Genomic DNA, 25,975 nt, shown 5'->3' with positions numbered 1-25,975 from the left:
CCCAAAAGTCATCAAATGTAATAATATGAAACGGAACATCCTCATGACAATTATCCTGCCGTTTTTACCCATTGCCCACGTCGAAAAAACCACAAAAGCAAATATTCCCCTACAAACTACACAAAACACTAATACAAGGCCTGCCATGGTGAGCGAGATTCCCCTGCCGGCAGGCTTTAAACGTATTAACTACCCCGCTGTTTCATTTGCCGCCTGGTTGCGTAAAATACCAATAAAAAAAGATACGCTGGTGCATCTTTTTAATGGCAAGCTCAAGATCAACCAGGATGCCCAGTATGCTGTGTTGGATGTACCTGTTGGCGATAAAGACCTGCAACAATGCGCCGATGCGGTAATGCGGCTGCGGGCGCAATACCTGTACGATCAGAAAAGGTACAGCGAGATCTCATTCGTGGACAACGCTGGCAAAAAATATACCTGCCCCGGCAAATTAGACAGCATACATTTTCAACGCTACCTGGAAATGGTATACAGCCATTGCAATACTTATTCGCTCGAAAAACAATTACACCCCGTGGATGATTTCAGTAAAATAATGCCGGGTGATGTACTGGTAAAGGGCGGGTCGCCGGGACATGCGGAGATGGTGATGGATATGGCCGTGAATGAAAGCGGAAAAGTCATATATCTGCTGGCGCAGAGTTATATGCCGGCACAGGATATTCACATTCTGAAAGACCCGTTGTATAGAAAATTAAGCCCCTGGTATTGGGTTGATAAAGATAACTCTTTCATTTACACGCCAGAATGGACATTCGCAACCAGTCAGCTGCGACGATGGTAAATACCTCGTTTTTTCCTAAGAGGAATCCTTAGTAAAACTACCTTGCAAACTTTAACAATACATATTATTTTGTAGCCACATATCCTTTAGAAAAAAATTATTCATCAAAATCCGTACTTATGAAGGCATCTGCAGTAGATGTTCAATATGCCCCGTCGTTGGCTAAAGTAATTACCAGACTTGCATTATTGGGAGGCTTAATATTAGGAGGTATGGTTGGCCTGCTGACCTTATGCTCGTTCCTGATGCACTAAAATATTTCATTAGAACTTTGTATTAATATCCAAAGCAAGCAATAAAGGCTCCAATATTTTGGAGCTTTTTTTATAGGGAATAACGATCGTAAATAAAGAATTGGGCTGAAAGCCGAAAGGTTAAAGCCTAAAGCGAAGACAGCTTTTACCTTTTACCTTTTAGCTATTGTATAAACTCCTCCTGCTGCCGTACCGATAATAACGGGATATGGTTGAGGTAAACCAGTCCTTTAGTGTGCGACTTCTGAAAGATATTGTGCCAGATGCCATGGCGGGTAGGTATCACCAGCAGCATATCGATATTTTCTGCTGAAGTAAAATTATCTATTGCTGAGATCACGTTCTGAAATTCCGGTTCAAAGTAAACCGGGTTCAAATCAGCCAGGCTTTCCTGCAAAATGTGTTTGTTGTGCAAGGCCTCATCTGTTATTAACTCCTGCAGCGCCACTACATTTATCACATACAACGAGGCGCCGGTAAAACGCACCAGTTTATGGATCACTGAAACCGGTACGTGCAAATTCTTTCTGTAATAGTTACAGGCAAAAGCAATTTTATGAATGGGTCGAAAGGATACTGTTGACGGGATCACCAGCATGGGTACCGGCAGGTCGATAAAGCTATTGATGATGTTGGCATCCCACGAAAGCAGGTTGGTATAATTGCCACCGGCGCCCATCACTACCAGTACTGCATTTGATTCAATTACTTTCCGCTGTAATTCTTCCTGAAAAACCCCGGTCACCATTTCAGTATCTACCTGTAAAGCGGGATAATTGGTTTGCACCCACTGGAATTCCCGCTCCAGCAGGGCGGCATCGTGTTCTATTATTTCGCTCATGGCGGCTATGGCAATGGCATCGCCCGTCATGTTGCCGGGAAAGTCATAGATATTCATTAATACCAGGTGGGCCTGGGTGTTCTGTAACAGGGAACAGGTATATGCAAGCGCATTATGCGAGGCATCGGAAAAATTAGTAACTACCAGTACTGTAGACATAACGAACTCCTCTTTATCAGTGAGCGGCATCGGCCATGCTCACTTTGGCTTTAGAGCGTTTAATAAATATTAATACAAAGGGCACACAAATAAGAAACATGCAGCCTATATACAGGAATATATCCATATAAGAAAGGATGGTAGATTGTACCGTTACCGAACCTTCCAGTATCTGATAGGCTGTTTTGGTGGCGGTATTGGATGCCATACCTTTTGCCTGCATACCCGCGGCAATGCCATGCACGCGTGCCTGCACGGCCGGGTCATAAATATCCAGGTTGCGGATGAGGTTACTCCGGTGGCCTACCATATCCCGCGTTAAATAGGTGGAAATAAGCGCCACGCCAAACGAGCCTCCCAATTGCCGCATCATCCCTGATAATGCAGCGCCCTGGCCTATTTCAGCGCCTTTTAAAGTTGACAATGACATGGTAGAAATAGGCACTGACAGCAAGCCCAACCCTACCCCACGCACCATCAGGGGCCAGAAGAAATCCTCGCCGCTTGTTTGGGGGGTAATTACCTTATAGGTGAACAAACTGTAAATAAAGAATACGATCATCCCCATAGCGATCATATATTTCTGTGATACGCCGCGCTGGATCATTTGCCCTACAATTGGCATCATAAAAGCTACCATCAGTGTACTGGGGATCATCAATAAACCAGATTGCGTGGCATCCCAACCCAAAATAGTTTGGGTATACAATGGAATGATAAACGTTGACCCAAACAGGCCAAATCCCTGGATAAACGACAGGATTACTCCCATACGCAGGTTGCCATTGCGTAATACTTTCAACTCAACAACGGGATATTTGTATACCATCTGCCGCCAGATAAAACAATAAATACCCAGGATGGCTACCACTGTCAGTGTTACAATCAGATTACTGTTGAACCAGTCGTCTTCCTGGCCTTTTTCCAGGATGTACTGCAGGGCGCCCACGGAGACGGTCAATAGAAATATCCCCAACCAGTCAACCTGGCTTACCGGGCGTTTCCCGGCGTATTTCGGACTGCGTACATATTGCAGGGTAAGCAGCGCGGCAATAATACCTACGGGTATATTGATGTAGAAAATGTATGGCCATGAAGCATGGTCAACAATATAACCACCGAGCGGCGGACCCAGCGTTGGGCCTACAATTACACCTAATACATAAATGGCCTGCGCCATAGCCCTTTTTTCGGGCGGGTAACTTTCGGTGATAATAGTTTGTGAAGTAACCAGCAGGGCGCCCCCACCCAGGCCCTGGATAAAACGGAAGACGATCAGTTCAACCAGGCTGGTTGAGTTACCACATAAAAAAGAGGCAACGGTGAAAATGATAACCGAAGCCGCAAAATAATTTCGCCGGCCAAACTGTTGCGACAGCCAGCTGGTCATGGGTACTATAATTACATTGGCAATGGAATAGGCGGTAATTACCCAGCTTATTTCATTGAGCGTAGCGCCCAGGCTTCCGCGCATGGTGTTGAGCGCCACGTTCACAATGGTAGTATCAATTATCTCCAGCAATGCGCAAAACACTGCCGTAATGGTGATGATTACCCTTCGTGAGCCATATTCTACCAACGATCCTTGTTGTTCCATATTAATGCTTATTTCTTAATCCAGGAGCACATCTACATTCACGTTCATACCTGCCTTCAGTTGTTTCACCAGGGAGTCCTGTTTATTGAACTCTATTTTTACGGGTAAGCGTTGTACCACTTTTACAAAGTTGCCGCTGGCATTATCGGGTGGCAACAAAGCAAACTGGGCGCCGGTAGCGGGTGAAAAAGAAGTAACTGTTGCTTCAAAGTCATGACCAGGAAACGCGTCTACGTTAATAATTGCTTTTTGCCCGATACGCAGGTCATGGAACTGGGTTTCTTTAAAATTGGCCACTACCCAAATGTCGTTGTCCTGGATAATGCTGAAGGTTGCCTGACCCGCCTGTAAAAACTGACCAGCCTGTACGTTTATCTTTGAAGTAATGCCATCTGCCGGAGCAGTTACCACAGTGTACGACAAATTCAGTTTGGCATCGTCTATATCTACCTGCCGTTGTTTTATAGCCGAGTTGGCTATGTTTATCTGGGTACCGGTAGCGGTGCTTTGCGAACTCACCGCATTGGTTTGGCGGGCAGCCTGGTTCTTTTGCTCCTGCAAAACCTGCAATTGCTTTTCGGCTTTTTCCTTGTTGGCCTGCGCCTGCTCAAATTGTTGTTGGGTTATGGAATGGTCTTTTATCAGATTGGCGTAGCGGTTATAATCCTGCGTTGCCTGCCAAACGCTTACTTTGGCCGCTTCAATCTGGGCATCTGCCGCTCTGATCGCCGCGGCAGACGTCCCAATATTTGCTTGTGCCGCAGCGGAAGTAGCTTTGGCAGAAGTGAGATTACTTTGAGCGGTTCCCAGGGCAGCTACAGCCTGTTCCAGTTTCAGTTTCAGATCACGGTCGTCGAGCAATAACAGGGTATCACCCTTTTTTACCCGCTGGTTGTCTTTTACTCTTACTTCGGTTACATATCCTGAAATTTTGGGTATTACCGGGTTAATGTTGGCCTGAACCTGTGCATCGTCGGTTTCTTCGTGATGTTTTGCATGCAGGTATTTACTGATGCCAAATGCACCACCTGCCAACACTAATATGATCAAAACAATTAAAAAACCCCGGCTTTTCCTTTTAGGAGCGGCGTCTGCGCCTGATTGTTGAGTTGTTGCCATATAATGATGTTATGCCTTTTCGTAAAGGATTTGTGCTAAAAGCTATTGATTGAGCAAACCTGCTTTTTGCAATAAGGTTTGATAAGCCAGTACCAGGTCGGCCTGTGCAAATGCTATGTTTAAACGCGCCTGTAACTGCGCCACATCGGCATCGAGCAGGTCGGTTAACGTAAGCAGGTTATTGGCGTATTTGTTTTTGTTGATACGGTAGTTTTCAGTGGCCTGGTCAAGCGCCTTGTGGTATACTTCTATCTTTTTTACGCCCGACAGGTAATTGAGGTAAGCCTGGTTTATCGACAGCCGGATGTTGTCATCGAGCATAGCCATGTTGGCCTGCAGTTGTACTTCCCGGGCTTTTGCCTGTGCTATTTTTGAATTTGTTTTCCAAATGGACGACAGGCTATACTTCACCCCAATACCGGCATTCAGCGCATTGGTGATAACCAGAAACCTGGGAATATCAGCGGCCACATAACCACCCGTTAGTGCCAGGGAAGGATAATAATCGCCTTTGGCTATTTTGACAGCAGACCGGGCTGCTTTTTGGCGGTAATCCAGCGCTTTCAGATCATGCCGGTTTTCTGCCGCCAGCTGTTCATATTCTTCAATAGTTTTTACGGTTGTGGGTGGAACAAAGCTGGAGGAGTCTGTTAACAGCTGCGCTTTTTCCGGCAATCCCAGCATGAGATTCATGTTTACAATGGCCAGTTGCAGGTTATTCTGGGCATCCAGCAGGCTGAGTTCCAGGTTCGAGGTTTCCTGTTGTGCTTTTAACAGGTCATTCCTTGCCAGGGTACCGTTTTGTTCCAGGTTACTGAAATCGGTATCGCGGGCGCGTGATTGCGCCAGGTTCGAGTCTACCAGCCGTACGGCTGCGCCGGCCTTATACAGGTTAACGTAAGCGGCAATGGTATTCAGGATCACTCCCTGGCGGTCATTATCCGCATCCAGCTGGGCAGCCTTTTCCAGGAATTGAGCGGATTCAATGCCATACTTTACTTTAAACCCGGCAAAAACGGGAAGCGAAACATTGGCCATTACCAGAAAGGCCTGGTTAATATTTCCCGGTGAAATGGCATTGCTATCGGTAGGGCCGGCCGCTGTTTTAATATCCAGTTTGGGATGGTTTACCCGTAAATAGGTGCCATTGACACCCACATCGGGTAATCTTCTTTCCGAAGCTTCTTTTGTGGCGGCCACCGCTTCGGTGATCTTTGCCTGGCTCAGTTTCAATTGCTTGCTGTTCTTAATGCTCAGGTCTATTGCTTCCTGTAAGGTTATCCGCTTACTTTCCTGGGCGTTTGTGAACATACAACAGCCCAGTAAACAGAAAAGCAACAAGACTCTACTCTGGTAAGTTCTATTCATACTAAAATGGCTTTTAACAGGGGATAGCAACCGGTTTCCTATTACCGGGTTCCGGGTTCCAGGTTTCAGGGTTCAGGTTTCAGGGGGGTCAGGTTACCGGTTTCAAGAGAGACACATAATCAATTACTTGCAATTAAGGTACCCGGTAACTGGTAACAGGCACCTGCTCCATCCTTACCCAATAAATGAATATTTATTCATTTATTGGGTAAAAAAATTTAGGATTTAATGCCATCCCAGCAAAGCTGGAAGTTGGCTTCCAGGATCTCGTCGGTCAATTTTATATTATAATAAATGGTTCTTTTGGCTATTTCGTTAATGGAGCCCACCATAAAGGCCAGCAGCCATACTGTGTCCATATTCTTTATTAAATGTTCTGTTTTACCCCGCTCTATCAGCTGCAGCATAGGCTCAAACATTTTGCGCAGCCGCGCCTTCGATTCCTCATCGATATAGGGCGAATGAAAGCACTGCTCAATAAAAATGCTCTCATTGAAATGATTTACACGGCGTTGCACAATATTTAGCCAAATGGTATGAAAGCCGATCTTAAATGGCTGCTCCGGATCGTAATTGTGGAAGAAGGTACTGGCCGAGCTATGGATACAAACATCGAACAAGGCATTTATTAATGCCTCCTTGTTTTTAAAGTAGATGTACAGCGTACCGGTGGCTAAACCAGCCTCTTTGGCCACCATTTGCATAGTGATGCCTGCGAGCCCGGTCACCTTTACCAGGTTAAGGGTAGCCTTGTAAATTTCATTGATCTTATTCTCGTCTCTGGGTTTCACGACACAAATTTAAATGAATATATATTCAGTTAAAAGCTTTGCGACAAATATTTTCGGGAATCGTGAATCGGCAATCGTGAACACCATTGGCCATTGACCATTCACGATCGGGAAATTGACTCAAAAAAAAATTGGCAACAGGTGAATGGTCAATGCCATTTTCCTGTTGCCAATTCTTATTATTTATATAAATGCAACTTTGCCTTTATGCCCCGTTGCCTATTTTCTCTGGTACATTACTTCTTTTACCAGGCGAACTGATTTATCAACAGTTGGTAAAGCAGCGTCAACCAGGTTAGCCGCGTAGTGCAGGGGCGCATCAGCAGCGGTGAGGCGGCGGATGGGCGCATCCAGGTAATCGAACGCTTCTTTTTGAATGCGGTAAGCAATTTCAGAAGAAACCGAACACATAGGCCATTGTTCTTCAACAATCACCAGGCGGTTGGTTTTTTTAACGCTTTCCAGGATGGTGTGCCAGTCGAGCGGACGGATCGTACGCAGGTCGATCACTTCAGCGCTAACGCCTTCTTTTTCCAGTTCAGCAGCGGCGCCCAGGGCAACCTTCATCATTTTATTGTAAGAAACGATGGTAACGTCGCTTCCCTGTTTCTTTACATCGGCTTTACCAATCTCGATAATGTATTCTTCTTCAGGAACTTCGCCTTTGTCGCCATACATTACCTCGCTCTCCATGAACATCACAGGATCTTCATCGCGGATGGCGGCTTTCATTAAACCTTTGGCATCGTATGGGTTAGAAGGAGAAATCACTTTAATACCGGGGATATTTGCGTAATAGCTTTCAAAAGCGGTAGAGTGCTGGGCACCCAACTGGCCTGCAGAACCGTTTGGTCCGCGGAAAACGATAGGACAGCCAATCTGGCCGCCGCTCATTGCCAGCATTTTTGAAGCTGTGTTTAAAATCTGATCCAATGCCAGTACGGCAAAGTTCCAGGTCATGAACTCAACGATAGGACGTAAACCGTTTTGAGCAGCACCTACGGCAATACCGGCGAAACCCAGCTCGGCAATAGGGGTGTCAATAACTCTTTTAGGGCCGAATTCTGCCAGCATACCCTGGCTTACTTTATAAGCACCATTGTACTCAGCTACTTCCTCACCCATCAGGAAAACACGGTCGTCTCTCCTCATTTCTTCACTCATAGCTTCGCGGAGCGCTTCGCGAAATGCGATAGATCTTGCCATTCTGTATTCAGTTTTTAAAACCCGGCAAAAGTATTGGTTGACGAGCATAATAACAAATTGCCGGGCAACAATAAATTAAAGTTGTCTTTTCACCCCTTCTAAACGTCCACACGTCAAAGTAATTTTACCTCCCCTGCCCCGGAAACTAGGTTTGTAGAAAATTAACCATATGCAACCAGTTTCTACCGCTTCAAACCGCCAGGCCTACCTCGACTGGCTTAGGATTGCCTCCATTCTGGCAGTTTTCTTTCTGCATTCTTCCATGGCGTACGTGTCTGAATGGGAATGGCACCTCAAGAATGCACAAACCAGCAACCTGCTGATGGAATTTAATTTCTGGCTGGGCAGGTTCAGAATGCCACTGTTGTTTTTTATTTCAGGAACCGTTACCTATTTTATGTTAAAAAGCAGGACCACCGGTGCTTTTATCGCACTCCGGTTCCGGCGGTTATTTATTCCGCTGGTATTTGGAATGCTGGTGATTGTTCCCCCGCAGATCTATATGGAACGGCTGACCCAGGGCTTTAAAGGGAGTTTTTTCCACTTCTACCCCAGTATATTTACCACGGGCGTTTATCCAAAAGGAAATATGAGCTGGCATCACCTGTGGTTTATCGTTTACCTGTTTTTATATGACATTTTGTTCGCGCCTTTGTTCAAATGGATCATGAGCGACAGCGGCAAACAACGATTGTCGTTTTTCACCAGCCTGGCCAATAAAAAATGGATTTATCTGCTGATGCTGCCCGCTATTATTATTTTCACCACCCTGAACCGGATATTCCCCGAAACGCACGACCTTATACACGACTGGTGCCACCACCTGTACTGGATCTCGTTTTTACTCACCGGTTTTATCTGCATCAATTTCCCGGTGTTAATGGACAGCCTGGAAAGAAACCGCCGTACCTCCCTGCTGCTGGCCTTCCTGAGCATTGTTGCTATTAACTATATCCGTTGGAACAACCTGGAACCGGATCACTTTTTTAACAACTGGCACGATTGGTTTATATATGCATACAGAGCTTTATACCCCTTCACAGCCTGGGCATGGATCTTCACCGCTATTGGCTATGGTAAACGTTACCTGAACAAGAAACACCGTATCCAGGATTATATTAACCAGGCTGTATATCCGTTTTATATTTTACATCAAACGGTTATTGTGATTGTGGTATTTTATGTTATGAAGTCACCTGATTCGGTATTAAGCAAGTTCCTGTTCACCTTTATCATTTCCTTTGCACTGGTAACCTGCATTTATCATTTGTTTATAAAACCCTACGCCCTTACGCGGTTTTTGTTTGGTATGAAACCCAAAAAGAAAGAACCGAAGCCAGCGGCTGAAACAAGCGAAACTCCATTGGAGAAATCAGCAGAAATACTACAACCGGCCGTTCAAATGGCGTAAATTACAAGCGATGAAGTTTTTTTGGAAATACGTGTTCCCGGGTTTGTATGGGTTGGCGGTATACGCCACCATCCGGATAGTGAATGACACCACCACGGGGGAAAAGTTCTGGGAAAGAAAATGGCAGATAAACGCCATCGAAATTGTTCTGGTGGTTGGCTATGCCTACCTGTTTAATAAGATCGTGCTGTATTTTGTAAACAGGTTCAACCAGCGCCTTCGTTTGCCGACAGCCAGCGATGTATTAAAAGAGTTTTTTATTCTTTTTGCAGTAAGCTTTCTGGCCACCAATCCCCTGTTGTTTGCCGTTCATTTCCTGATACAATCACCGGTTAAGTGGAACGATTTCGCCATTGCCAATGTGGTAGTGATCTTATACGTATTGTTGCATTACGCCATTGCACGCGGTAATAGTTTTATCAGGGCCTATATTGAGCAGCGGTTGCAAATGGAAAAAATAAAGACCGACAATTTACAAACGGAGCTCAAGTTCTTAAAAGCACAGTATCATCCGCATTTTTTATTCAATGCGCTTAACACCATCTACTTTCAAATGGATGAAAACATAGCGGATGCCAAGAAAAGCATAGAAAAATTTTCAGAGCTGTTGCGTTATCAACTATACGACCAACAGCAAACAGTTCCGGTTAGCCATGAATTACATTACCTGGAGAATTTTATAGAATTACAAAAAGCAAGAAGCTCCGACAAGTTACAACTGCGGGTACATTTTGACAGTTCCCTGAACAGCGAACAGGTGTACCCGCTGTTGTTTCTTCCGCTGGTAGAAAACGCTTTTAAATATGCAGGCGGCGATTATCAAATCACCATAGAAGCCAGCAAAGAAGCCAATCTCCTGCGGTTTGCAGTAGCCAATTCAGTACCGGCAGAAGCGCCCTGGATAAAGGACCAATCCCGCAACGGAATTGGCCTGGAAAACCTGAAACGCAGACTGGAATTATTATACCCGGGAAAACATACATTTACCACCACTAAAAAAGATAATACCTTTTTTGCAGCCATACAATTACAACTATCATGACGCCAGCCATAAAATGCATTATCACCGATGACGAACCCATGGCCCGTAAAGGCTTGCAGGGCTATATTGAAAAGATCGATTTCCTGGAACTGGCAGGTGTATGTGAAGATGCCATACAACTGAACTCCTTACTAAAACAACAACCAGCCGATCTGCTTTTCCTGGATATTGAAATGCCCTACGTTACCGGCATCGATTTCCTGAAGAACACCCCCAATTCGCCCAAGGTGATCTTCACCACAGCCTATGAACAATACGCCATAAAAGGATATGAACTGGATGTGCTTGATTACCTGCTAAAACCCATTTCGTTTGAACGCTTTTTAAAAGCCGCCAATAAAGCCTATGATTATTTTTCCAGTGCGGTTTCCAACTCCGGCAACTACCTGTTCATTAAGACCGACAACAAACTGGAAAAGGTAAACCTGCAGGAATTACTTTTTGTAGAGGCTATGGAAAATTATGTAGCTCTTTACACCGCAGATAAGAAGCTGATCACCCACTCCACCCTAAAAGCCTTACAGGAAAAATTGCCAGCCGGCCAGTTCATTCAACCGCATAAATCGTATGTGGTGAATATACAGTGTATACAATCCATTGAGGGCAACATTTTACATGTGGGTGGCAAGTATCAGATTCCTATTTCTAAATATCAGAAAGAGGAGATTATGGAAAGGATTGTGAATGATAAGTTGCTGAAGAAATAGGATGAACCGGGCCCACGGCCAGCCATTAAAAGCGTATTTCATACACGCGACATCACTTCATTATCGCCTGCTTCTTTCCCTTGAAGAATGCTTTTTACGGGTATCTTTTACTGCCAGGACCTTCTCCTGGTCAATGGGGCGGTAGCCATAATCATAACAATAATAGTAGTGTTCTTTCTTATCGGGGTGATAATGCTCCGTGATGTAATCAAACTGGAATCCCCTTTCAACCAGCTTTTGACGTTCAATTACCAGCACCTTCTTATCATAAGGAGCAAGCAGGTCTTCGAGGATCTTTCTGTTCCGCTTTAAAATATTATTGACGTTCCTCACAAGTGGACTGGTATAACAATTCATGTGGTTATTGTAGTTATTACGACATGAATCGTCGCAGAATTTTTTATCCGTACGCCCTTTAATAGGCCTGTCACAGGCCAGACAGTTTTTATCAGTCATCATCAAAGGTTTAAATGGCTATTGAAGATGAAAAGTACAAAAAATAGTCGTTTGTAAACGACAAACAAACGTTTAAAATCGATTACAAACGGGTACAAACGACTAAAAACCGACTATGGCTTTCCGTGTGTTGCATCTTTGAGTTGTCGAATCGAACGGCGCCCCGATGATAGACTGAAATAAATTAGTAATCTTTAAAAATACAGTTATGTACGCAATTAAAAACAAAGTTCAACTGATAGGAAATTTAGGACAGGAACCAAATATCCGTACAACCGAGACCGGTAAAAAAGTAGCCCGCTTTTCTATAGCCACCAATGATATTTATAGAAATTCCAGGGGTGAACGTATAAAAGAAACTTTATGGCATACCGTTATAGCCTGGGGTAAACTGGCAGAGATCACTGAAAAATATTTAACCAAAGGAAGAGAAGTGGCCGTAACCGGTAAACTGGTTCACCGGGAGTACATCGATAAAAGCGGCATCAAACGCTTTATATCGGAAGTAGTATTGAATGAGTTATTAATGCTGGGCGGTGGTCCAAGGTATCAAAACGAAACAGTAGAGGCAATAGAAGAAGCAGAAGACTTTGATGTTGAAATGGATAGTTAGTTTTTTTGTGAAGGGTTATAAGCCGTACCCTGTATCCAATTCATATATGCGCTTGAAAAACCGGGTTCACCCGGTAGTGCCGCCAGTACACATTAGAGCGTTAAAATCCAATTCAACATAGTGCAGCTGTTTGTTTTTGAAGAGAACGATATGTGTCACACTGCACACAATGCTTCTAATGTGTATTATATAAGCAACCGGGTGAGCAGGTAATCCTGCCAGATGAAATATTTTACTCCCTCCTCAACCCATATTGGGTGGTAGTATTTGGTGTGTGTGCAAGCCTTCCCGATTTATCGGGAGGGCTTATTTTATAGCGCCTTTTTCATTAACCAGTCTGTTTGGGGGTCATTGCCTAACATAAACACATGCTCCCCAAATTGTTCAAACCCCCATTTGGAGTAAAAGGCAATGGCCTTATAATTTTTCTCCCAAACGCCCAGCCAGATCACCCGGGCATTCTTTTGCTTTGCCTTCTCAATGCATTGCTGCATCAGGGCGCTTCCCACTCCCTTGCCAATACTTTTTTGTACGGCGTAAATCCGGGCAATTTCTATGGATGGGCTACCTTCCAATAAAACCGGGTTGGGCGTTTCGCGCATGCGCGCATACCCTACGGGTTCATTTCCATCATAAGCCAGTAAAAAGATATTTCCCGGCGCCCCCACCTCTTCCATTAATTTTTCCCTGGTAAACTGTTCATTCAGGAACTTCTCCATGTCCTCCTCGGTATTATCGGCTGCAAACGAATCATAAAAAGTCTTACGGCTCAGGTCGGCTATCAGGGCTGCGTCTTTTTTGGTTGCCTCTTCTATGCGAATGGTACTCATGCTGCAAAGGTACTCTTGAAAAGGTAGTAATGATGCATATCATTTTTTCCAGCCATATAATGTATGTAACTTTTATAAGGCTTCGCTCAACATTCTTTAACCCAAATCACTAAACATGAGAAAACTCTTTCTCTGCTGGCTGTTGCTTCCCCTTTTCGGAACAAGCCAATCTAAAACAGTTGTAAACACCTTCAGAGCTTTTCCAAAACCTGAAAAAGTGGCTGAGTTTGAAAAAGCATTGACCGCTCATGCGCAAAAGTTTCATACCGGCGACTGGAAATGGCGCACCTATGAGGTAATCTCTGGTCCCGATGCGGGCGCCTACCATGTTACAGAAGGCCCTAACAGTTGGGCACAGCTTGACGATCGAAATGACATCAGTAAGGAACATACAGCAGATTGGAATATGAATGTATCGCCGCTTACTACCGGACAGGGTTCAATTGGTTTTGCTGTTTACCGGGAAGAATTGAGTTCCGTTCCCCTTGCTGAATTCGCCGATAAAATGGCCATCACCCATGTTTTCCCCAAACAGGGTTATGGCGATACCATTGCAGCGCTTTTAAAAAAAGTAAAGGTAGTGTGGGATAAAAGTAAAGAGCCGGTAGCTGTTTACCAGGCCTCCGGTTCCGGCCCGGTTCAATACATCCTGGTATTCCGGTATAAAACCGGATGGAAAGAAAGAGACCCGGCCTTTCGTAAACCTTTTATGGAAAGATATAAAGCCGAATACAATGAAAGCGGCTACAACGACTATATGTCGGTGATCCAACAATACGTGGAGAAAAGCTGGACTGAATTACTTAAGTTCCGGGCTGATCTCAGTTCTAAATAAATGGAAGGGCCTCCCGATAACAATCAGGAGGCCCTTTTCCTATAAATAAATACAATTACAAATTTTCAATAACCATTGCTGAGGCGCCGCCGCCGCCATTACAGATACCTGCCGCGCCGTACCTGCCCTTGTTATGTTTCAGTACATTGATGAGCGTAACAATAATACGGGCCCCGCTGCAACCTAAAGGGTGACCCAACGAAACAGCACCGCCGTGTACATTTACTTTCGCCGGATCGAGCTTCATGCGCCGGCTGTTTTCAATTCCCACTACTGCAAATGCCTCGTTCAATTCCCAATAATCGATATCCGTCATTTTCAATCCGGCTTTGGCCACGGCTTTAGGCACTGCGATAGACGGCGTAGTGGTAAACCATTCCGGCGCCTGTTCTGCGTCGGCGTAGGAAACAACCCTGGCAATTGGTTTTAAACCCAGCTCTTCGGCTTTTTCTTTACTCATTAATACCAGTGCTGCTGCACCATCGTTCAGCGTACTGGCATTGGCTGCGGTTACCGTACCATCTTTTTGGAAGGCTGGTTTCAATTCGGGTATCTTATCAAACTTTACATTAAATGGTTCTTCGTCTTTAAAGAACTTGACAGGATCGCCTTTGCGTTGAGGAATGTCAACCGGCACTACTTCATCGGCAAACTTACCGGCTGCCCAGGCTGCCTGACTGCGTTTATAGCTTTCAATGGCAAATGCATCCTGTTCTTCGCGGGTAATACCGCATTCCTTTGCACACAAATCACCTGCATTACCCATGGCCTGTCCGTCATATACATCGGTTAACCCATCTTTGACCAGTCCGTCAATCATATTGGTATTGCCGTATTTGTTACCCCAACGTAAGCTGTCAACATAAAAAGGCACGTTGCTCATACTTTCCATACCGCCGGCCACCACAATATCGGCATCGCCCAACGCAATACTTTGGGCTGCCTGGGCAATAGCCTTCATGCCGCTGGCGCATACCTTATTTACCGTTGTACAATTCACTTCGTTTGGCAGCCCGGCGAACTTCGCCGCCTGGCGAGCAGGGGCCTGTCCCAGGTTAGCCTGAATTACGCAGCCCATCAATACATCCTGCACCTGGTTAGGTTGCAATCCTGCTTTTTCCAGTGCTGCTTTTATGGCTATAGCGCCCAGTTTGGGTGTAGCAAAATCCTTTAACCCGCCGCCAAAACTGCCCATTGGGGTGCGAACGGCCGAAATAATATATACTTCCTTTTTGTTCATATAGTAAGTTCTGTGTTAAGATGTGGGTTGTCAGCGGCACAAAGATATAGCTTTACTAACAATCGTTAGCTATTAAATAACGGATTCCGGCACCAATTTGTTTATTCTTCCCGGCCAAACAGTTTCCGTAACTCAGGCTTTGCTTTTTCCAATGGCTGTTTTTCTTTGGCGGTAAGATGCTTACCGGCCCGGTTGATGTAAAAGTTCAGCATGGACATAGCCGATTGGTAGGGCGTGCCTTTTCTTCTTTTACTTTTTTCGGCAGAACGTTTTAATGACTGCGCGATCTTTTTCGGATCTTTTGATTTGAAGATGCCCGATTGCAGGTCCAGCGCGTCGCTGGTTTCCATTACATGGTGCGACCATTTCTTTGGTGCCGATTTCTTTTTGGCCGTTTGCTGACGGGTTGATTTCTTATGAGCGGTGGTTGTTTTTTTCGTGGCTGAGGTAGTTCGCTTCTTTTTCTTTACTGCTGTTACCATATAAACGTTTTGTCAAAAAAGATGCAACCCCGATACCATGTTACTGCATTAAGAACCCGATAACTGCAGCTGAGAATTCCGGTGTTTTGGAAGCATTGTTATGATCGCCGGGTGTGGCTTTATATACCCCATGTGTGAAAAGGGTTGCCAGGGCTGCGGCATTGCCATTGTCAGTATCCTCACTTCCACAAATAATCAGCACCGGCTGTTGTACTTTTTGCAAAGTTTCCTTTGGCGTGGAAGGCTGTTCTTTTTGCAACAGGGCCAACGCCTGCTGATCGAGCCCCGATTTTTTTACATAGTTTACCATTTGCGCCAGCTCGGGTACACTATCCCCCGACAATGCCCGGTAGAACATTTTTCTGCGCTGCCATTCGGGATTGGTGAAATCGGTACCCATACCGCCCAACACTGCCTTTTTAACCCGTTTATCCAATACCAGCAAACGGGCTGTTATAATAGACCCGCGGGAATAACCCACTACTGCGTAATGTTTAACCTGCAAGCTATTCAGCAAACCCATAATATCTTTTGCTTCGGCATCGTTAGCATAGGAGGATGCCTCATGCGGCTTACCGGACCTTCCGTTTCCCCGCAGATCGAAAGTAATTACCTGGTATCCCGCCTTTAACAGATCGGGATATAAGGCGGTCCTTTTCCACGATTCGCCATTAACAATAAAGCCATGCACCAGCACTACCGGTTCGCCGGCGCCTCTTACTTCGTACCAGATCTTTGTTCCGTCAAATGAAGTGTAATAGCCTGCAGTGGAGTCTGTTTGGGAAAATAGCAGGCGGGTAATAAGCATCAGCGCAGATAAGGATAGCCATTTTTTCATTGGTTTAAGATACGCCATTTAGCAGGCACAAAATAAAAAACCTCCCGATGTAATCGGGAGGCAAGTGATATTTTTTTCCTTTCACTCTCAGTATCCAGCATTCTTACCACCTTTTTACAAGTGTAATTGCCAGAAGGAAAAAGTTATCGCTTGTTATAGTTATTAAAAATCCTATGCCAACCGGTGCACCCCAATCCTAAAGGCAGAAATTAACCAATGGCACTACCTCAGTCCAAAACCGGGCATTTGTGTAGAAATATTTCTTCATTCTGCCCCTTTCTTTACCAATATAACAAAGTGGTGTAAGCAATTACAGCCCATTTGTTGGCACAGGTTTTTGAAACAATACTACCACCAATACCAGATTGGTATTCAAATAATCGCATACTATTTTTCATTTAAAAACTTGTTTATGGAAACGAAACCTTCTGAAATGACAACCCTGAGCGCAGTACTGGAAAAATTAAGACATCAACATAACGATAATGAATTTACTATTTCCAAAGACGGGTTCGCCACTAAAGGGAAATTTTATAAACCTGAAGACCTGACCATCATCAAAACCTATCGTTTTGAAGGGCCTTCAGACCCCGCTGATTCTGCCATTGTTTATCTCATTCAGGCCAATGATGGCACAATGGGTTACACCATGGATGCATACGGTGTTTATACCACCCACGAAGAGGTGAACTATGATGACCTTATAAAACAGATCCCGGTACAGGAACGTGAAGAACAGGCTATCTTTCATGACTAATTTTATTGGACCGTCCTTTTATTTTTCACTTTAAACATGTTGAAGATGGAAGAACTAGCAACGAAAACGATGGAGCTGTCAGTAAGTGGTAAAACCATAACCTGCCAGATCAAGGAAAGAGATTTTGGCGACATGATCGTATTCGATGTGTATTCTGAAGACAATTACCTGTTTACACTGACGCAACAAGGCGATGTGTTGTTTAACGAATACGAAGTGGGGCACCAGAAAAGCATTATGGATCCCCGTCAGTTGAATATATTGATAGAAATGGTTAAAGAAAAATTAGATACAGAACCTGATTAACCCCTGCCCCAAACCGTAGTAAATCTTTCCTGACTCTTACTATACTGTTAAAATATCCCGGAACAACTAACGGGTACAAAATGCATGTAACTTCATGCTATTAATATCTTTTGCATGTTGCGTAAACATTACCTTAAATCCCTGGCATTACTGCTTTGCCTCACGACCACCCTGCTGCAGGCACAGTTGGAATATCCCTACCCTGTTAAATATTTCAAAGTTACCCTGGAAAACAGACCGGTTCAAATTGCCTACATGGATGCGCAACCAGATTCTGCTACCAATAAAACTGTTTTACTTTTTCATGGCAAAAATTTCAATGGCTATTACTGGAAAGATGTAATGGCCTTTTTAGTAAACGCCGGTTTTCGGGTAATCGTTCCCGATCTGCCTGGTTGGGGAAAGTCAGATAAACCTGACATCCATTATAGTTTTCATATGCTGTCATACGCCATGAACCAATTGCTCGACTCCCTGCAAGTGCCTAAAGTGTATTTGGTTGGCCATTCTATGGGCGGCATGCTGGCCGCCCGTTTTGCCATGTTATACCCAGGGAAGATCACTAAACTGGTGCTGGAAGATCCGATTGGCCTGGAAGATTACAAACGCTTTGTTCCCTACCAAACCATTGACCAGCTGTACGAAAAAGAGGTGCATGCCACCTATGAATCATATAAAAAATACCAGCAATCTTACTATCCGCAATGGCGGCATGAATACGAACAATATGTAGAAGCGCAGGCGGTAGTGCTCAATACCCCGGATTTCTCTCATATTGCCTGGGTAAATGCCCTCACCTATCAAATGATTTACGAACAACCGGTGTGTTATGAATGGGACCGCATTACCGCACCTACCCTGTTGATGATTGGCACTGAAGACCGGACCGTAGTTGGCAAAGCCCTGTTAAGCGATGATGATAAAAACAGGTATGGTCAATACCCGGCCCTGGCGAAAAAAACAAAAGACCAACTTCCCAATGCCCTGTTATATGAGTTTACCGGCGTTGGTCATATACCACATATTCAGGATCCGGGGCAATTCAGGCAGGTATTGCTTACCTTTTTGAAATGAAAAATAAAAAACGCAAAATGGGAAATAAAAAAGGGAATACAAATACAAAATATTGAATATTAAATGTTGAATATCGGATGTAGAAGTGAATACCGGAGATATATTGCTTTCATGGCATAACTTTTTTGAGTCACTTCATATGAGTCTTGCTACTTATAAAAAGAAACGGTCGTTTAACCAGACACCGGAACCGGAGGGTAAAAAACCAGCCGGTAAAAAGACAGCAGTTTCCAGCCAACTGCATTTTGTTGTTCAGAAACACGACGCCACCCGGTTGCATTATGACTTCCGGTTGGAGATGGAAGGCGTACTGAAGTCATGGGCCGTTCCTAAAGGGCCTTCGATGAACCCGGCCGACAAACGGCTGGCCATGATGGTGGAAGACCATCCCTACGATTATAAAGACTTTGAAGGCATCATTCCCGAAGGCAATTATGGCGCTGGTACCGTCATCGTTTGGGATGAAGGCACCTACGAGCCTATAGAGCCTTTTGACGATCCGAAAAAAGCAGAAAAACATTTACTGGAACAATTGCGCAAGGGCTCGCTGAAGATCGTTTTACACGGACAGAAATTAAAAGGCGAATTCGCCCTGGTGCAAATAAAAAGCAGCGAAGACAATGCCTGGCTGCTTATAAAGCATAACGACAAATACGCCACCCAAACAGATGTTACCAAGAAAGCGAAGTCGGTGCAGTCGGGAATGAAGTTAGAACAGGTGGCCAAAGAAAGCACCCATGAATGGGTAAGCAATAAGAAATCTACCACAAAGAAAAAAAGCAGCGCCGCTAAAAAATCACCTGCCCAATCAGCGGTGGCGTCAAAAAAACAACCCGCTAAAAAAAAAGTCCCACAGGCAATAGACGGGTTACTCAGAAAAGGTAAAAAGCAGGCCATGCCATCGGGTATCATTCCCATGCTGGCCACCCTTACCGATAATTCGTTTGATGACAAAAACTGGATCTTCGAGATAAAATACGATGGGTATCGTGCCCTTTCCTACATCAATGACAGCGAGGTTACCATTATGTCGAGAAAGGACCTTTCGTTCAATAAAAAGTTTCCGCCTGTTGCAGAAGCGTTGAAACAACTGGAACTGGAAGCCATACTGGATGGTGAGATCGTTGCCCTGAACGAGGAAGGCAGAAGTGATTTTCAATTGCTTCAGCAATGGCAAAAGAATGGCGAAGGAGAACTGGTATATTACGTGTTCGACCTGTTATGGTTGAATGGATATAACCTGATGCATCTTCCATTGGTTGAACGCAAGGAGATCCTGCAGCAAATACTACCGGAACATCCGATGATCCGGTACAGCGATCATATTGAGCAAAAAGGCAGGCAGTTTTTTGAAGTGGCTAATAAACAGGGCCTGGAAGGTATTATGGCCAAAGAACGTGACAGTGCCTATACACCCAAGATCCGCACACGGCAATGGTTAAAGATCAAAACGGTGCAACGGCAGGAAGTAGTGATTGCAGGCTTTACAGAAACCCGGGGAAGCCGCAGCCATTTTGGCGCCCTTGTATTGGGCGTATATGAAAAAGATAAACTGATCTATGTAGGCCATACCGGTTCGGGCTTTACCGAAAAATCGCTGGCTGCGGTTTATAAAAAACTTCAACCACTGATAATTGACAAATCGCCTTTTGCTACCAAACCCAAAACCAATATGCCCTGCACCTGGATAAAACCGGTGCTGGTGGGTGAGGTAAAATTTTCTGAATGGACGAAAGACAATATTCTGCGCCAACCCATCTTTGTGGGTTTGCGGGAAGACAAGAACGCCAAAGACGTTCATAAAGAAAATGCAGTACACAATTCTACAGCCGTAGAAGAAGGCGAAGCTGAAACCAGATCCACCAAAAAACAAAGTTCCCAAAAGATGCCAACGAAGAAAGCAGCTAAAAGCAGTAAGCCTAAAGCTAAAAGCAAAATACAAAACAGAAAAATGGAAGCTAATGACAAACGTGTGGCCAGGTCTGTAAATATTACATCCGAAAAAACTTTGTTGAACGATTCTGATAAAGAACAGGTTGTTACCATCGATAAAAAAGAACTGACGTTTACCAATCTGGATAAAATATACTGGCCGGCTGATAAATACACCAAACGCGACCTGATTAATTATTACGACCAAATGGCGGCTTTTATCCTTCCTTATTTGAAGGATAGGCCGCAATCGATGAACCGGCATCCCAATGGTATTGACAAGCCCGGCTTTTATCAAAAAGATGTAAGCGGCGGCAAAGTGGCCGACTGGCTGGAGAAACACGATTACCTGAGTGAATCGGATGGTGAAACAAAACAATACCTGGTTTGCACCGATGAAGCGTCCCTGCTTTATATGGCCAACCTGGGTTGTATTGAAATGAACCCCTGGCACAGCACCACAAAAAAACCAGAGAACCCAAGCTGGTGTGTTATTGACCTGGACCCCGGCAATATTTCATTCGACAAAGTTATAGAAGCCGCCCAGGTAATTAAACAACTTACAGACGAGTTAGGCATAGATACGTATTGCAAAACATCCGGCTCAACGGGTTTGCATATTTATATTCCGCTGGCTGCAGCGTATGACTACGACCAGTCGAGGCAGTTAGCAGAATTAATAGTTACGATGGCGTATAATGAAATGCCGTCCTTTACCAGCCTGGAACGCAGCCCGGCCAAAAGGAAAAACAAGATCTATCTCGATTATTTACAAAACCGAACCATACAAACCATAGCAGCCCCTTACTCCTTACGCCCCAAACCGGGCGCCACAGCCTCGGCGCCTTTGCATTGGGAAGAAGTTAAAAAAGGATTGGCCATTCAGGATTTTACTATCGAAAATATGTATAGCCGGGCTAAAGAGGTGGGCGATATCTTTAAACCCGTATTGGGGAAAGGCATTAATCTGAAAAAAGTACTCACTAAGATCAACAGCATGCAGAGCAAATAGAACGTTAAAACGCCTAGATCGACTTTTTCATTCGCTGCGGCATCTTTTGCGGCTGGTTCAAAATTCCTTTAACAATACTGTGCGATGTTTGCAATCCGCGTAACTGGGTCTCTAACAGGTACTGCAGGTCACCGGCAGGTAATTGTTCGATGGCCCGGGTATAAATTACCTGGATGGCTTCTTCGCCCTGTTCGCTGCTTTTGAGCATGTCGTAAATATTAGGCCCCGAAAAGGAAACACCCATTTCTTTCCACTGGTTATACAAATCACCAAAACTGAGTTGTGGCAATGGCTTTTTGGAAACCGGAAAGTGACTTTGCATTTGTTCCAGGAACTGACGAAGGGAATAACTGTTTTGGCGGCTTTGGTTGGCCAGTAACGCAAAAGAACCCCGCAGTTCCAGGTTAAAAATAAAATTCAGAAAAGACGCTTCTTCATAAGCCTTGGCCCGTTCGCGGTTGATCGTAGCAAGGTCATTCAAAATTTCGGCTGTTTGTTGGTATTCCACAAGCATGAAGTTTTGAGGTGTTAATAAATGTCATCCTGTCTATAGACGTGAAAATCAGTTTCAGTCAGGCGATCAATAACCGCTGTTTAGTTAATCATTAACAAACGTGCATTGGACTTATACTAATTTACTGAATTTTTTTGAGGAGATAAAAGTCATTTTAGTTGTTAACGGACAGAATTTCTAAATCCGGTCAGGAAGCTTTCCGGCGACCGCCGCTTTTTTCTTTTTTTGTACCAAGGCTTGCTTTCAATTGTTCCATCAGGTCTTTTGACCGGGAATGCACTACCCGCATATGAGGCACCGCAATTTTCTTCCCCTTTGCTTTATCCTTTATAAGCTTTAACAGATCTTCTGAATAGGTATCTTTGAAATGCGTGATATCAAAATCACCGGATAACTGATTTATAAGCGCAATAGCCATTTTCAGTTCTGCCGGGTTGCTTTTTGTTGCCTTGATATCCAGTTCGGTGGTATCGCGAATTTCTTCGCCAAAACGTATCTTGTTCAATACCAACACATCCTCGTGCGGTTTTATTACGCCAATACTTTCCTTGTTCCGGAGTACATAAGTTCCCAGCCCCACTTTGCCTGTTTCTTCCAATGCGTCACGCAACAGGTTATACGCTTTTACCCCGCTTTTATCGGGCGCCAGGTAATAGGGATTTTCATAATACATGGAATCTATCTCCGTTTCATCAACAAACTCGGAAATATTAATGAGCTTGTTCTTTTCGGGCCGTACTTTCTGAAAATCTTCTTCGGTCAATACCACATAATGACCATCGAGGTTGTAACCCCGCACAATATTTTCCCACGCCACTTCTTTGCCCGTTTTTGCATTTACGCGTTGGAAATGAATGTTGGAATGGTCCTTCTTATCCAACATATCCAGGTCCAGCTCACTGGCTTGTACTGCGCTGTAGATTTTTATGGGAATGTTTACCAACCCAAAACCGATGGCTCCCGTCCAAATGGCTCGCATAACAGTTATTTTATTAGGTTCAGAAACTTTTATGCCAGTAACTATCTGGTAAGGCCATCATTCTCTTTCAAACGCTGCAAATGGGTATTTTTTTGCGCAGCTTTACTGGCAGCACGATTGTAACCACTCCCCTGAATATTGTTGATCATTAAATGAACGGTAATGAGATATTTATGTCTGGCAGCCGATTACGATGGCACCCTGGCCACGCACGGAAAAGTGGAACAGGAAGTTATAGAGGCGTTATACCGGTTGAAGGCCTCTACCCGTCAACTGATCCTGGTCACCGGCCGGGTGATGGAAGAATTAAAAGTTGTTTTTCCGGGATATGAGATCTTCGATCGCATTGTTGCTGAAAACGGCGCGCTGTTGTATAAGCCGGCCACCAAAGAAGAACGGTTGCTGGGCGAACGGCCACCAGAGCCGTTTATAAATGAACTGCATCGCCAGGTTAAACCACTATCGGTGGGTAAAGTAATTGTGGCCACCTGGGAACCACATCAAAACACCGTTTTGGAAGCCATCAAAAAAGAAGGACTGGAGTTACAGGTGATCTTTAACAAAGGAGCAGTGATGATTTTGCCGGCGGGCATTAACAAAGCCAAGGGGTTGAAAGAAACGTTGAAGGAAATGAATATGTCGCTGCATAATGTGGTAGCCGTAGGTGATGCAGAGAACGATAACGCTATGCTGAATGCCGCTGAATGCGCTGTAGCCGTCTCTAATGCGCTGCCTGCCGTTCAACACCATGCAGACTGGATTACAGATCATCCGCACGGAAAGGGCGTAATACAGCTTATAGACCGTTTACTGGAAAATGACCTTCAGGACGTGGATTGTAAGTTAACGCGGCACTATCTGAACCTCGGGCAGCGGACCACGGGAGAAGATTTCAGCGTTTGTCCATACGGGCCAAACATCCTGCTTTCCGGCACTACCAAGAGCGGTAAAAGCACTATGGCCACTTTTTTCCTTGAGAAGCTACTGGAAAAGAATTACCAGTTCTGTTTGATAGATCCTGAAGGCGATTACCTGCAACAACCCGGCGCCGTTCGCATTGGCGACAGTGAACATGCACCTGCGGTGGAAGAAGTATTATCGCTCCTGAATAATCCAATGCAAAGCGTAATCGTTTCTATTCTGGCCATTCCGCTCGACGACCGGCCACGGTTCTTCAATAGCCTGTTATCGGCTTTGTCGCAAATGCGTAAGGAAACCGGTCACCCCCACTGGATCATTGCCGATGAAGCGCATCATATGCTTCCGGCCCCGGCCGCTCCTTCCTACTACGCCATACCCGATGATTTTAAAAACTTTGCTTTCATCAGCCTTTCTACCGAAGGCATGAACGAAGCCGTGCTGAATAAAATAACCCTGGTAATTTCCATGGGCGATGATGCCGCAAAGGCCATTATGGAATTCAGCAGGTTCAGAAATATTCAACTGAAAGAAAATGCCGTAACACCACTGCAAAAAGGCCAGGCCTGGGTGTGGGATGTTACAGCCGGTAATGAACCGGTGCTGATTAAAACAGGCATTCCGGTACACCTGCAACAGCGTCACAAAAAGAAGTATGCTACTGGTGATATGGATTACAATAGTTTTTATTTCCGCGGACCGGAAAACAAACTGAATTTAAAAGCCTACAACCTGATTGTGTTTACCCAAATGGCTTCAGGAATTGACGATGAAACATGGTTTTATCATTTAAAAAGAAAGGATTACTCCAACTGGTTGCGGCACTCAGTCCACGATGAGGAACTGGCCGCACTGGTAAATAAAATTGAAATTGATGAGCAATATGGCGCCGGCAGCCGCCAGGCAATTGTTGACCTGATAAATGATCGCTATACAGCTTAAACGCAAGCGCCTTAAAGATGATTGATTTTCAATTGCTTACTTATCATAAGCGTGCGGGCAGGCTGAAAGCTGTAAGGCGAAAGGTAAAAGCCGAAAGTGCTTAAAACAGCCTCGCTTTTGCTTTCGACTTTGGGCTTTAGGCTTTTACCTAATATCTGCCAAAGAAGTGCCCGTTTGCCAGCTTGTCGGCCCATAAACGGGGTGCCAAAAATGGGTTTTGTTCAGGCCCTCCGAAAATTTAAATTTCATCAATTAATGGTGGTTGGCTAAAAAAGCTAAAACACGTAAGAACATGATTATCAATAGGCAACTTTAAACAAATTATAAATTCGGCCTGGCAGCCACCGGGAGTATGGCCGGTGTGTTTTTTTATCCTAATTTTGAATGGTACGCGAAACGGGACACTTTACTTACATCCCATTTATACTACTTGGAACCAACTCATTAAATTCTGTAGAACGTAACGCGTATACTACCCATTTAATTCGGCTTGCAACCTGTTGATTCTTCTTTTTTGAAACATTAAAAAAGGTGGAGGATATTAGTATGTATTCATATTCATTGTTAGAGCCCGGCTGTTTTTATTTGATACAGGAAAAAGAAGACGAACCTGTAACGCTTATTAAAATCACGGTAGAAACTGACCAATGCCTGTATATTACTCAGTATGAGGATATGCCGGTGATGGTGTGGAAAAAGAAAAACGATCCGATTTTCGACATTCTGGAACTGTTGAGCGATGACAAAGTGAAAGAATGGGAAGCTGTTTATAATGACAGCACGGATGCCTATTATGAGGAAGAAGATGACGAATAATGAGGCTTAAAGTATAATGTATAAGGTTTAAAGTTGTTAACTCATTTGGCATGCTTTCTCTTAACAAAAAAGAACTGCCCAACCATGTTACAGTAACTACTTTAAACCTTATATTTTTTATTACCTGTTAA

26 protein-coding genes are annotated in these 25,975 nt (G+C 44.4%); 13 read left to right on the top strand and 13 right to left on the bottom strand.

Going from position 1 to position 25,975, the window contains the following annotated elements:
* The first annotated feature begins 25 nt into the window (after nucleotides 1-25).
* Nucleotides 26-805, top strand: a complete 780-nt coding sequence (locus NIAKO_RS07855) for a DUF4846 domain-containing protein (protein WP_041348207.1) — start codon at nucleotides 26-28, stop codon at nucleotides 803-805.
* 119 nt (nucleotides 806-924) lie between these two features.
* The gene (locus tag NIAKO_RS39550; RefSeq protein ID WP_014217880.1) at nucleotides 925-1,059 is read left to right on the top strand and encodes a hypothetical protein; all 135 of its coding nucleotides are present in this window, start codon (nucleotides 925-927) and stop codon (nucleotides 1,057-1,059) included.
* Nucleotides 1,060-1,222: 163 nt separating this feature from the next.
* Here NIAKO_RS39550 and NIAKO_RS07850 read toward each other — a convergent pair whose 3' ends face one another.
* The 6 genes from NIAKO_RS07850 to NIAKO_RS07825 form a co-directional block, all read right to left on the bottom strand.
* Nucleotides 1,223-2,059, bottom strand: coding sequence for a universal stress protein (locus NIAKO_RS07850; RefSeq protein WP_165761338.1), 837 nt, complete (start codon nucleotides 2,057-2,059; stop codon nucleotides 1,223-1,225).
* A 16-nt stretch (nucleotides 2,060-2,075) separates the two neighbouring features.
* Nucleotides 2,076-3,656, bottom strand: coding sequence for a DHA2 family efflux MFS transporter permease subunit (locus tag NIAKO_RS07845; protein ID WP_014217878.1), 1,581 nt, complete (start codon nucleotides 3,654-3,656; stop codon nucleotides 2,076-2,078).
* 15 nt (nucleotides 3,657-3,671) lie between these two features.
* Nucleotides 3,672-4,775 carry an HlyD family secretion protein gene (locus NIAKO_RS07840; protein WP_014217877.1) on the bottom strand — a complete coding sequence of 368 codons (1,104 nt, stop codon included), beginning with the start codon at nucleotides 4,773-4,775 and terminating at the stop codon, nucleotides 3,672-3,674.
* Between the two features lie 42 nt (nucleotides 4,776-4,817).
* A complete protein-coding gene (locus NIAKO_RS07835; protein ID WP_107685740.1) occupies nucleotides 4,818-6,086 on the bottom strand; it encodes a TolC family protein in 1,269 nt (422 codons plus the stop codon).
* 275 nt (nucleotides 6,087-6,361) lie between these two features.
* Complete coding sequence (locus NIAKO_RS07830; RefSeq protein ID WP_014217875.1) at nucleotides 6,362-6,934, bottom strand: TetR/AcrR family transcriptional regulator; 573 nt, start codon at nucleotides 6,932-6,934, stop codon at nucleotides 6,362-6,364.
* A 219-nt stretch (nucleotides 6,935-7,153) separates the two neighbouring features.
* Complete coding sequence (locus NIAKO_RS07825; RefSeq protein ID WP_014217874.1) at nucleotides 7,154-8,140, bottom strand: pyruvate dehydrogenase complex E1 component subunit beta; 987 nt, start codon at nucleotides 8,138-8,140, stop codon at nucleotides 7,154-7,156.
* A gap of 169 nt (nucleotides 8,141-8,309) precedes the next feature.
* Between NIAKO_RS07825 and NIAKO_RS07820 the strand changes: the two genes are divergently transcribed.
* From NIAKO_RS07820 to NIAKO_RS07810, 3 genes are read left to right on the top strand one after another with little or no spacing between them, the layout of a single operon-like run.
* Nucleotides 8,310-9,551 (top strand): acyltransferase family protein, encoded by a 1,242-nt coding sequence (locus tag NIAKO_RS07820; protein WP_014217873.1) that lies wholly within the window; start codon nucleotides 8,310-8,312, stop codon nucleotides 9,549-9,551.
* A gap of 10 nt (nucleotides 9,552-9,561) precedes the next feature.
* The gene (locus tag NIAKO_RS07815; protein ID WP_014217872.1) at nucleotides 9,562-10,593 is read left to right on the top strand and encodes a sensor histidine kinase; all 1,032 of its coding nucleotides are present in this window, start codon (nucleotides 9,562-9,564) and stop codon (nucleotides 10,591-10,593) included.
* Entirely contained in the window at nucleotides 10,590-11,300 is a 711-nt protein-coding gene (locus NIAKO_RS07810; protein ID WP_014217871.1) for a LytR/AlgR family response regulator transcription factor, read from the top strand. Before NIAKO_RS07815 ends, NIAKO_RS07810 begins: the two co-directional genes overlap by 4 nt.
* 60 nt (nucleotides 11,301-11,360) lie before the next feature.
* On the opposite strand, the gene NIAKO_RS07805 is transcribed toward NIAKO_RS07810, so the two are convergent.
* Entirely contained in the window at nucleotides 11,361-11,657 is a 297-nt protein-coding gene (locus NIAKO_RS07805) for a hypothetical protein (protein ID WP_242675531.1), read from the bottom strand.
* 307 nt (nucleotides 11,658-11,964) lie between these two features.
* Here NIAKO_RS07805 and NIAKO_RS07800 point away from each other — a divergent pair, with 307 nt between their 5' ends.
* The gene (locus NIAKO_RS07800) at nucleotides 11,965-12,369 is read left to right on the top strand and encodes a single-stranded DNA-binding protein (protein ID WP_014217869.1); all 405 of its coding nucleotides are present in this window, start codon (nucleotides 11,965-11,967) and stop codon (nucleotides 12,367-12,369) included.
* Nucleotides 12,370-12,680: 311 nt separating this feature from the next.
* Here NIAKO_RS07800 and NIAKO_RS07795 read toward each other — a convergent pair whose 3' ends face one another.
* A complete protein-coding gene (locus tag NIAKO_RS07795) occupies nucleotides 12,681-13,199 on the bottom strand; it encodes a GNAT family N-acetyltransferase (RefSeq protein WP_014217868.1) in 519 nt (172 codons plus the stop codon).
* A 115-nt stretch (nucleotides 13,200-13,314) separates the two neighbouring features.
* Here NIAKO_RS07795 and NIAKO_RS36505 point away from each other — a divergent pair, with 115 nt between their 5' ends.
* On the top strand, nucleotides 13,315-14,034 hold the full coding sequence (locus tag NIAKO_RS36505) for a hypothetical protein (protein WP_014217867.1): 720 nt from the start codon (nucleotides 13,315-13,317) through the stop codon (nucleotides 14,032-14,034).
* Nucleotides 14,035-14,089: 55 nt separating this feature from the next.
* Here NIAKO_RS36505 and NIAKO_RS07785 read toward each other — a convergent pair whose 3' ends face one another.
* The 3 genes from NIAKO_RS07785 to NIAKO_RS07775 all read right to left on the bottom strand — a co-directional run bounded on the left by NIAKO_RS07785 (nucleotide 14,090) and on the right by NIAKO_RS07775 (nucleotide 16,594).
* Nucleotides 14,090-15,274: an acetyl-CoA C-acyltransferase gene (locus tag NIAKO_RS07785; RefSeq protein WP_014217866.1), complete on the bottom strand. Its 1,185-nt coding sequence runs from the start codon at nucleotides 15,272-15,274 to the stop codon at nucleotides 14,090-14,092.
* A 101-nt stretch (nucleotides 15,275-15,375) separates the two neighbouring features.
* Nucleotides 15,376-15,756, bottom strand: coding sequence for a DUF3175 domain-containing protein (locus tag NIAKO_RS07780; RefSeq protein ID WP_014217865.1), 381 nt, complete (start codon nucleotides 15,754-15,756; stop codon nucleotides 15,376-15,378).
* Nucleotides 15,757-15,796: 40 nt separating this feature from the next.
* Nucleotides 15,797-16,594 carry an alpha/beta fold hydrolase gene (locus NIAKO_RS07775; RefSeq protein WP_014217864.1) on the bottom strand — a complete coding sequence of 266 codons (798 nt, stop codon included), beginning with the start codon at nucleotides 16,592-16,594 and terminating at the stop codon, nucleotides 15,797-15,799.
* Nucleotides 16,595-17,006: 412 nt separating this feature from the next.
* Here NIAKO_RS07775 and NIAKO_RS07770 point away from each other — a divergent pair, with 412 nt between their 5' ends.
* The 4 genes from NIAKO_RS07770 to ligD all read left to right on the top strand — a co-directional run bounded on the left by NIAKO_RS07770 (nucleotide 17,007) and on the right by ligD (nucleotide 21,675).
* Nucleotides 17,007-17,351 (top strand): hypothetical protein, encoded by a 345-nt coding sequence (locus NIAKO_RS07770; protein ID WP_014217863.1) that lies wholly within the window; start codon nucleotides 17,007-17,009, stop codon nucleotides 17,349-17,351.
* A 45-nt stretch (nucleotides 17,352-17,396) separates the two neighbouring features.
* Complete coding sequence (locus NIAKO_RS07765) at nucleotides 17,397-17,657, top strand: hypothetical protein (protein ID WP_014217862.1); 261 nt, start codon at nucleotides 17,397-17,399, stop codon at nucleotides 17,655-17,657.
* Between the two features lie 114 nt (nucleotides 17,658-17,771).
* Nucleotides 17,772-18,731, top strand: a complete 960-nt coding sequence (locus tag NIAKO_RS07760) for an alpha/beta fold hydrolase (protein WP_014217861.1) — start codon at nucleotides 17,772-17,774, stop codon at nucleotides 18,729-18,731.
* 139 nt (nucleotides 18,732-18,870) lie between these two features.
* Complete coding sequence (gene ligD, locus NIAKO_RS07755; RefSeq protein ID WP_014217860.1) at nucleotides 18,871-21,675, top strand: DNA ligase D; 2,805 nt, start codon at nucleotides 18,871-18,873, stop codon at nucleotides 21,673-21,675.
* A gap of 13 nt (nucleotides 21,676-21,688) precedes the next feature.
* On the opposite strand, the gene NIAKO_RS07750 is transcribed toward ligD, so the two are convergent.
* Nucleotides 21,689-22,183, bottom strand: coding sequence for a ferritin family protein (locus tag NIAKO_RS07750; RefSeq protein ID WP_133055387.1), 495 nt, complete (start codon nucleotides 22,181-22,183; stop codon nucleotides 21,689-21,691).
* Nucleotides 22,184-22,376: 193 nt separating this feature from the next.
* On the bottom strand, nucleotides 22,377-23,168 hold the full coding sequence (gene ku, locus NIAKO_RS07745; RefSeq protein ID WP_014217858.1) for a non-homologous end joining protein Ku: 792 nt from the start codon (nucleotides 23,166-23,168) through the stop codon (nucleotides 22,377-22,379).
* Between the two features lie 162 nt (nucleotides 23,169-23,330).
* Here ku and NIAKO_RS07740 point away from each other — a divergent pair, with 162 nt between their 5' ends.
* Together NIAKO_RS07740 and NIAKO_RS07730 are read left to right on the top strand one after the other, a co-directional pair.
* Nucleotides 23,331-25,028: an HAD-IIB family hydrolase gene (locus NIAKO_RS07740; protein WP_014217857.1), complete on the top strand. Its 1,698-nt coding sequence runs from the start codon at nucleotides 23,331-23,333 to the stop codon at nucleotides 25,026-25,028.
* Nucleotides 25,029-25,574: 546 nt separating this feature from the next.
* On the top strand, nucleotides 25,575-25,844 hold the full coding sequence (locus tag NIAKO_RS07730; protein WP_014217856.1) for a hypothetical protein: 270 nt from the start codon (nucleotides 25,575-25,577) through the stop codon (nucleotides 25,842-25,844).
* Nucleotides 25,845-25,975: the final 131 nt, after the last annotated feature.

This window comes from Niastella koreensis GR20-10 (genome assembly GCF_000246855.1).
In the GTDB taxonomy this organism is placed as follows: domain Bacteria; phylum Bacteroidota; class Bacteroidia; order Chitinophagales; family Chitinophagaceae; genus Niastella; species Niastella koreensis.
Note: the sequence above shows the minus strand (reverse complement) of the source record. Positions and strands in the feature narration are given on the sequence as shown.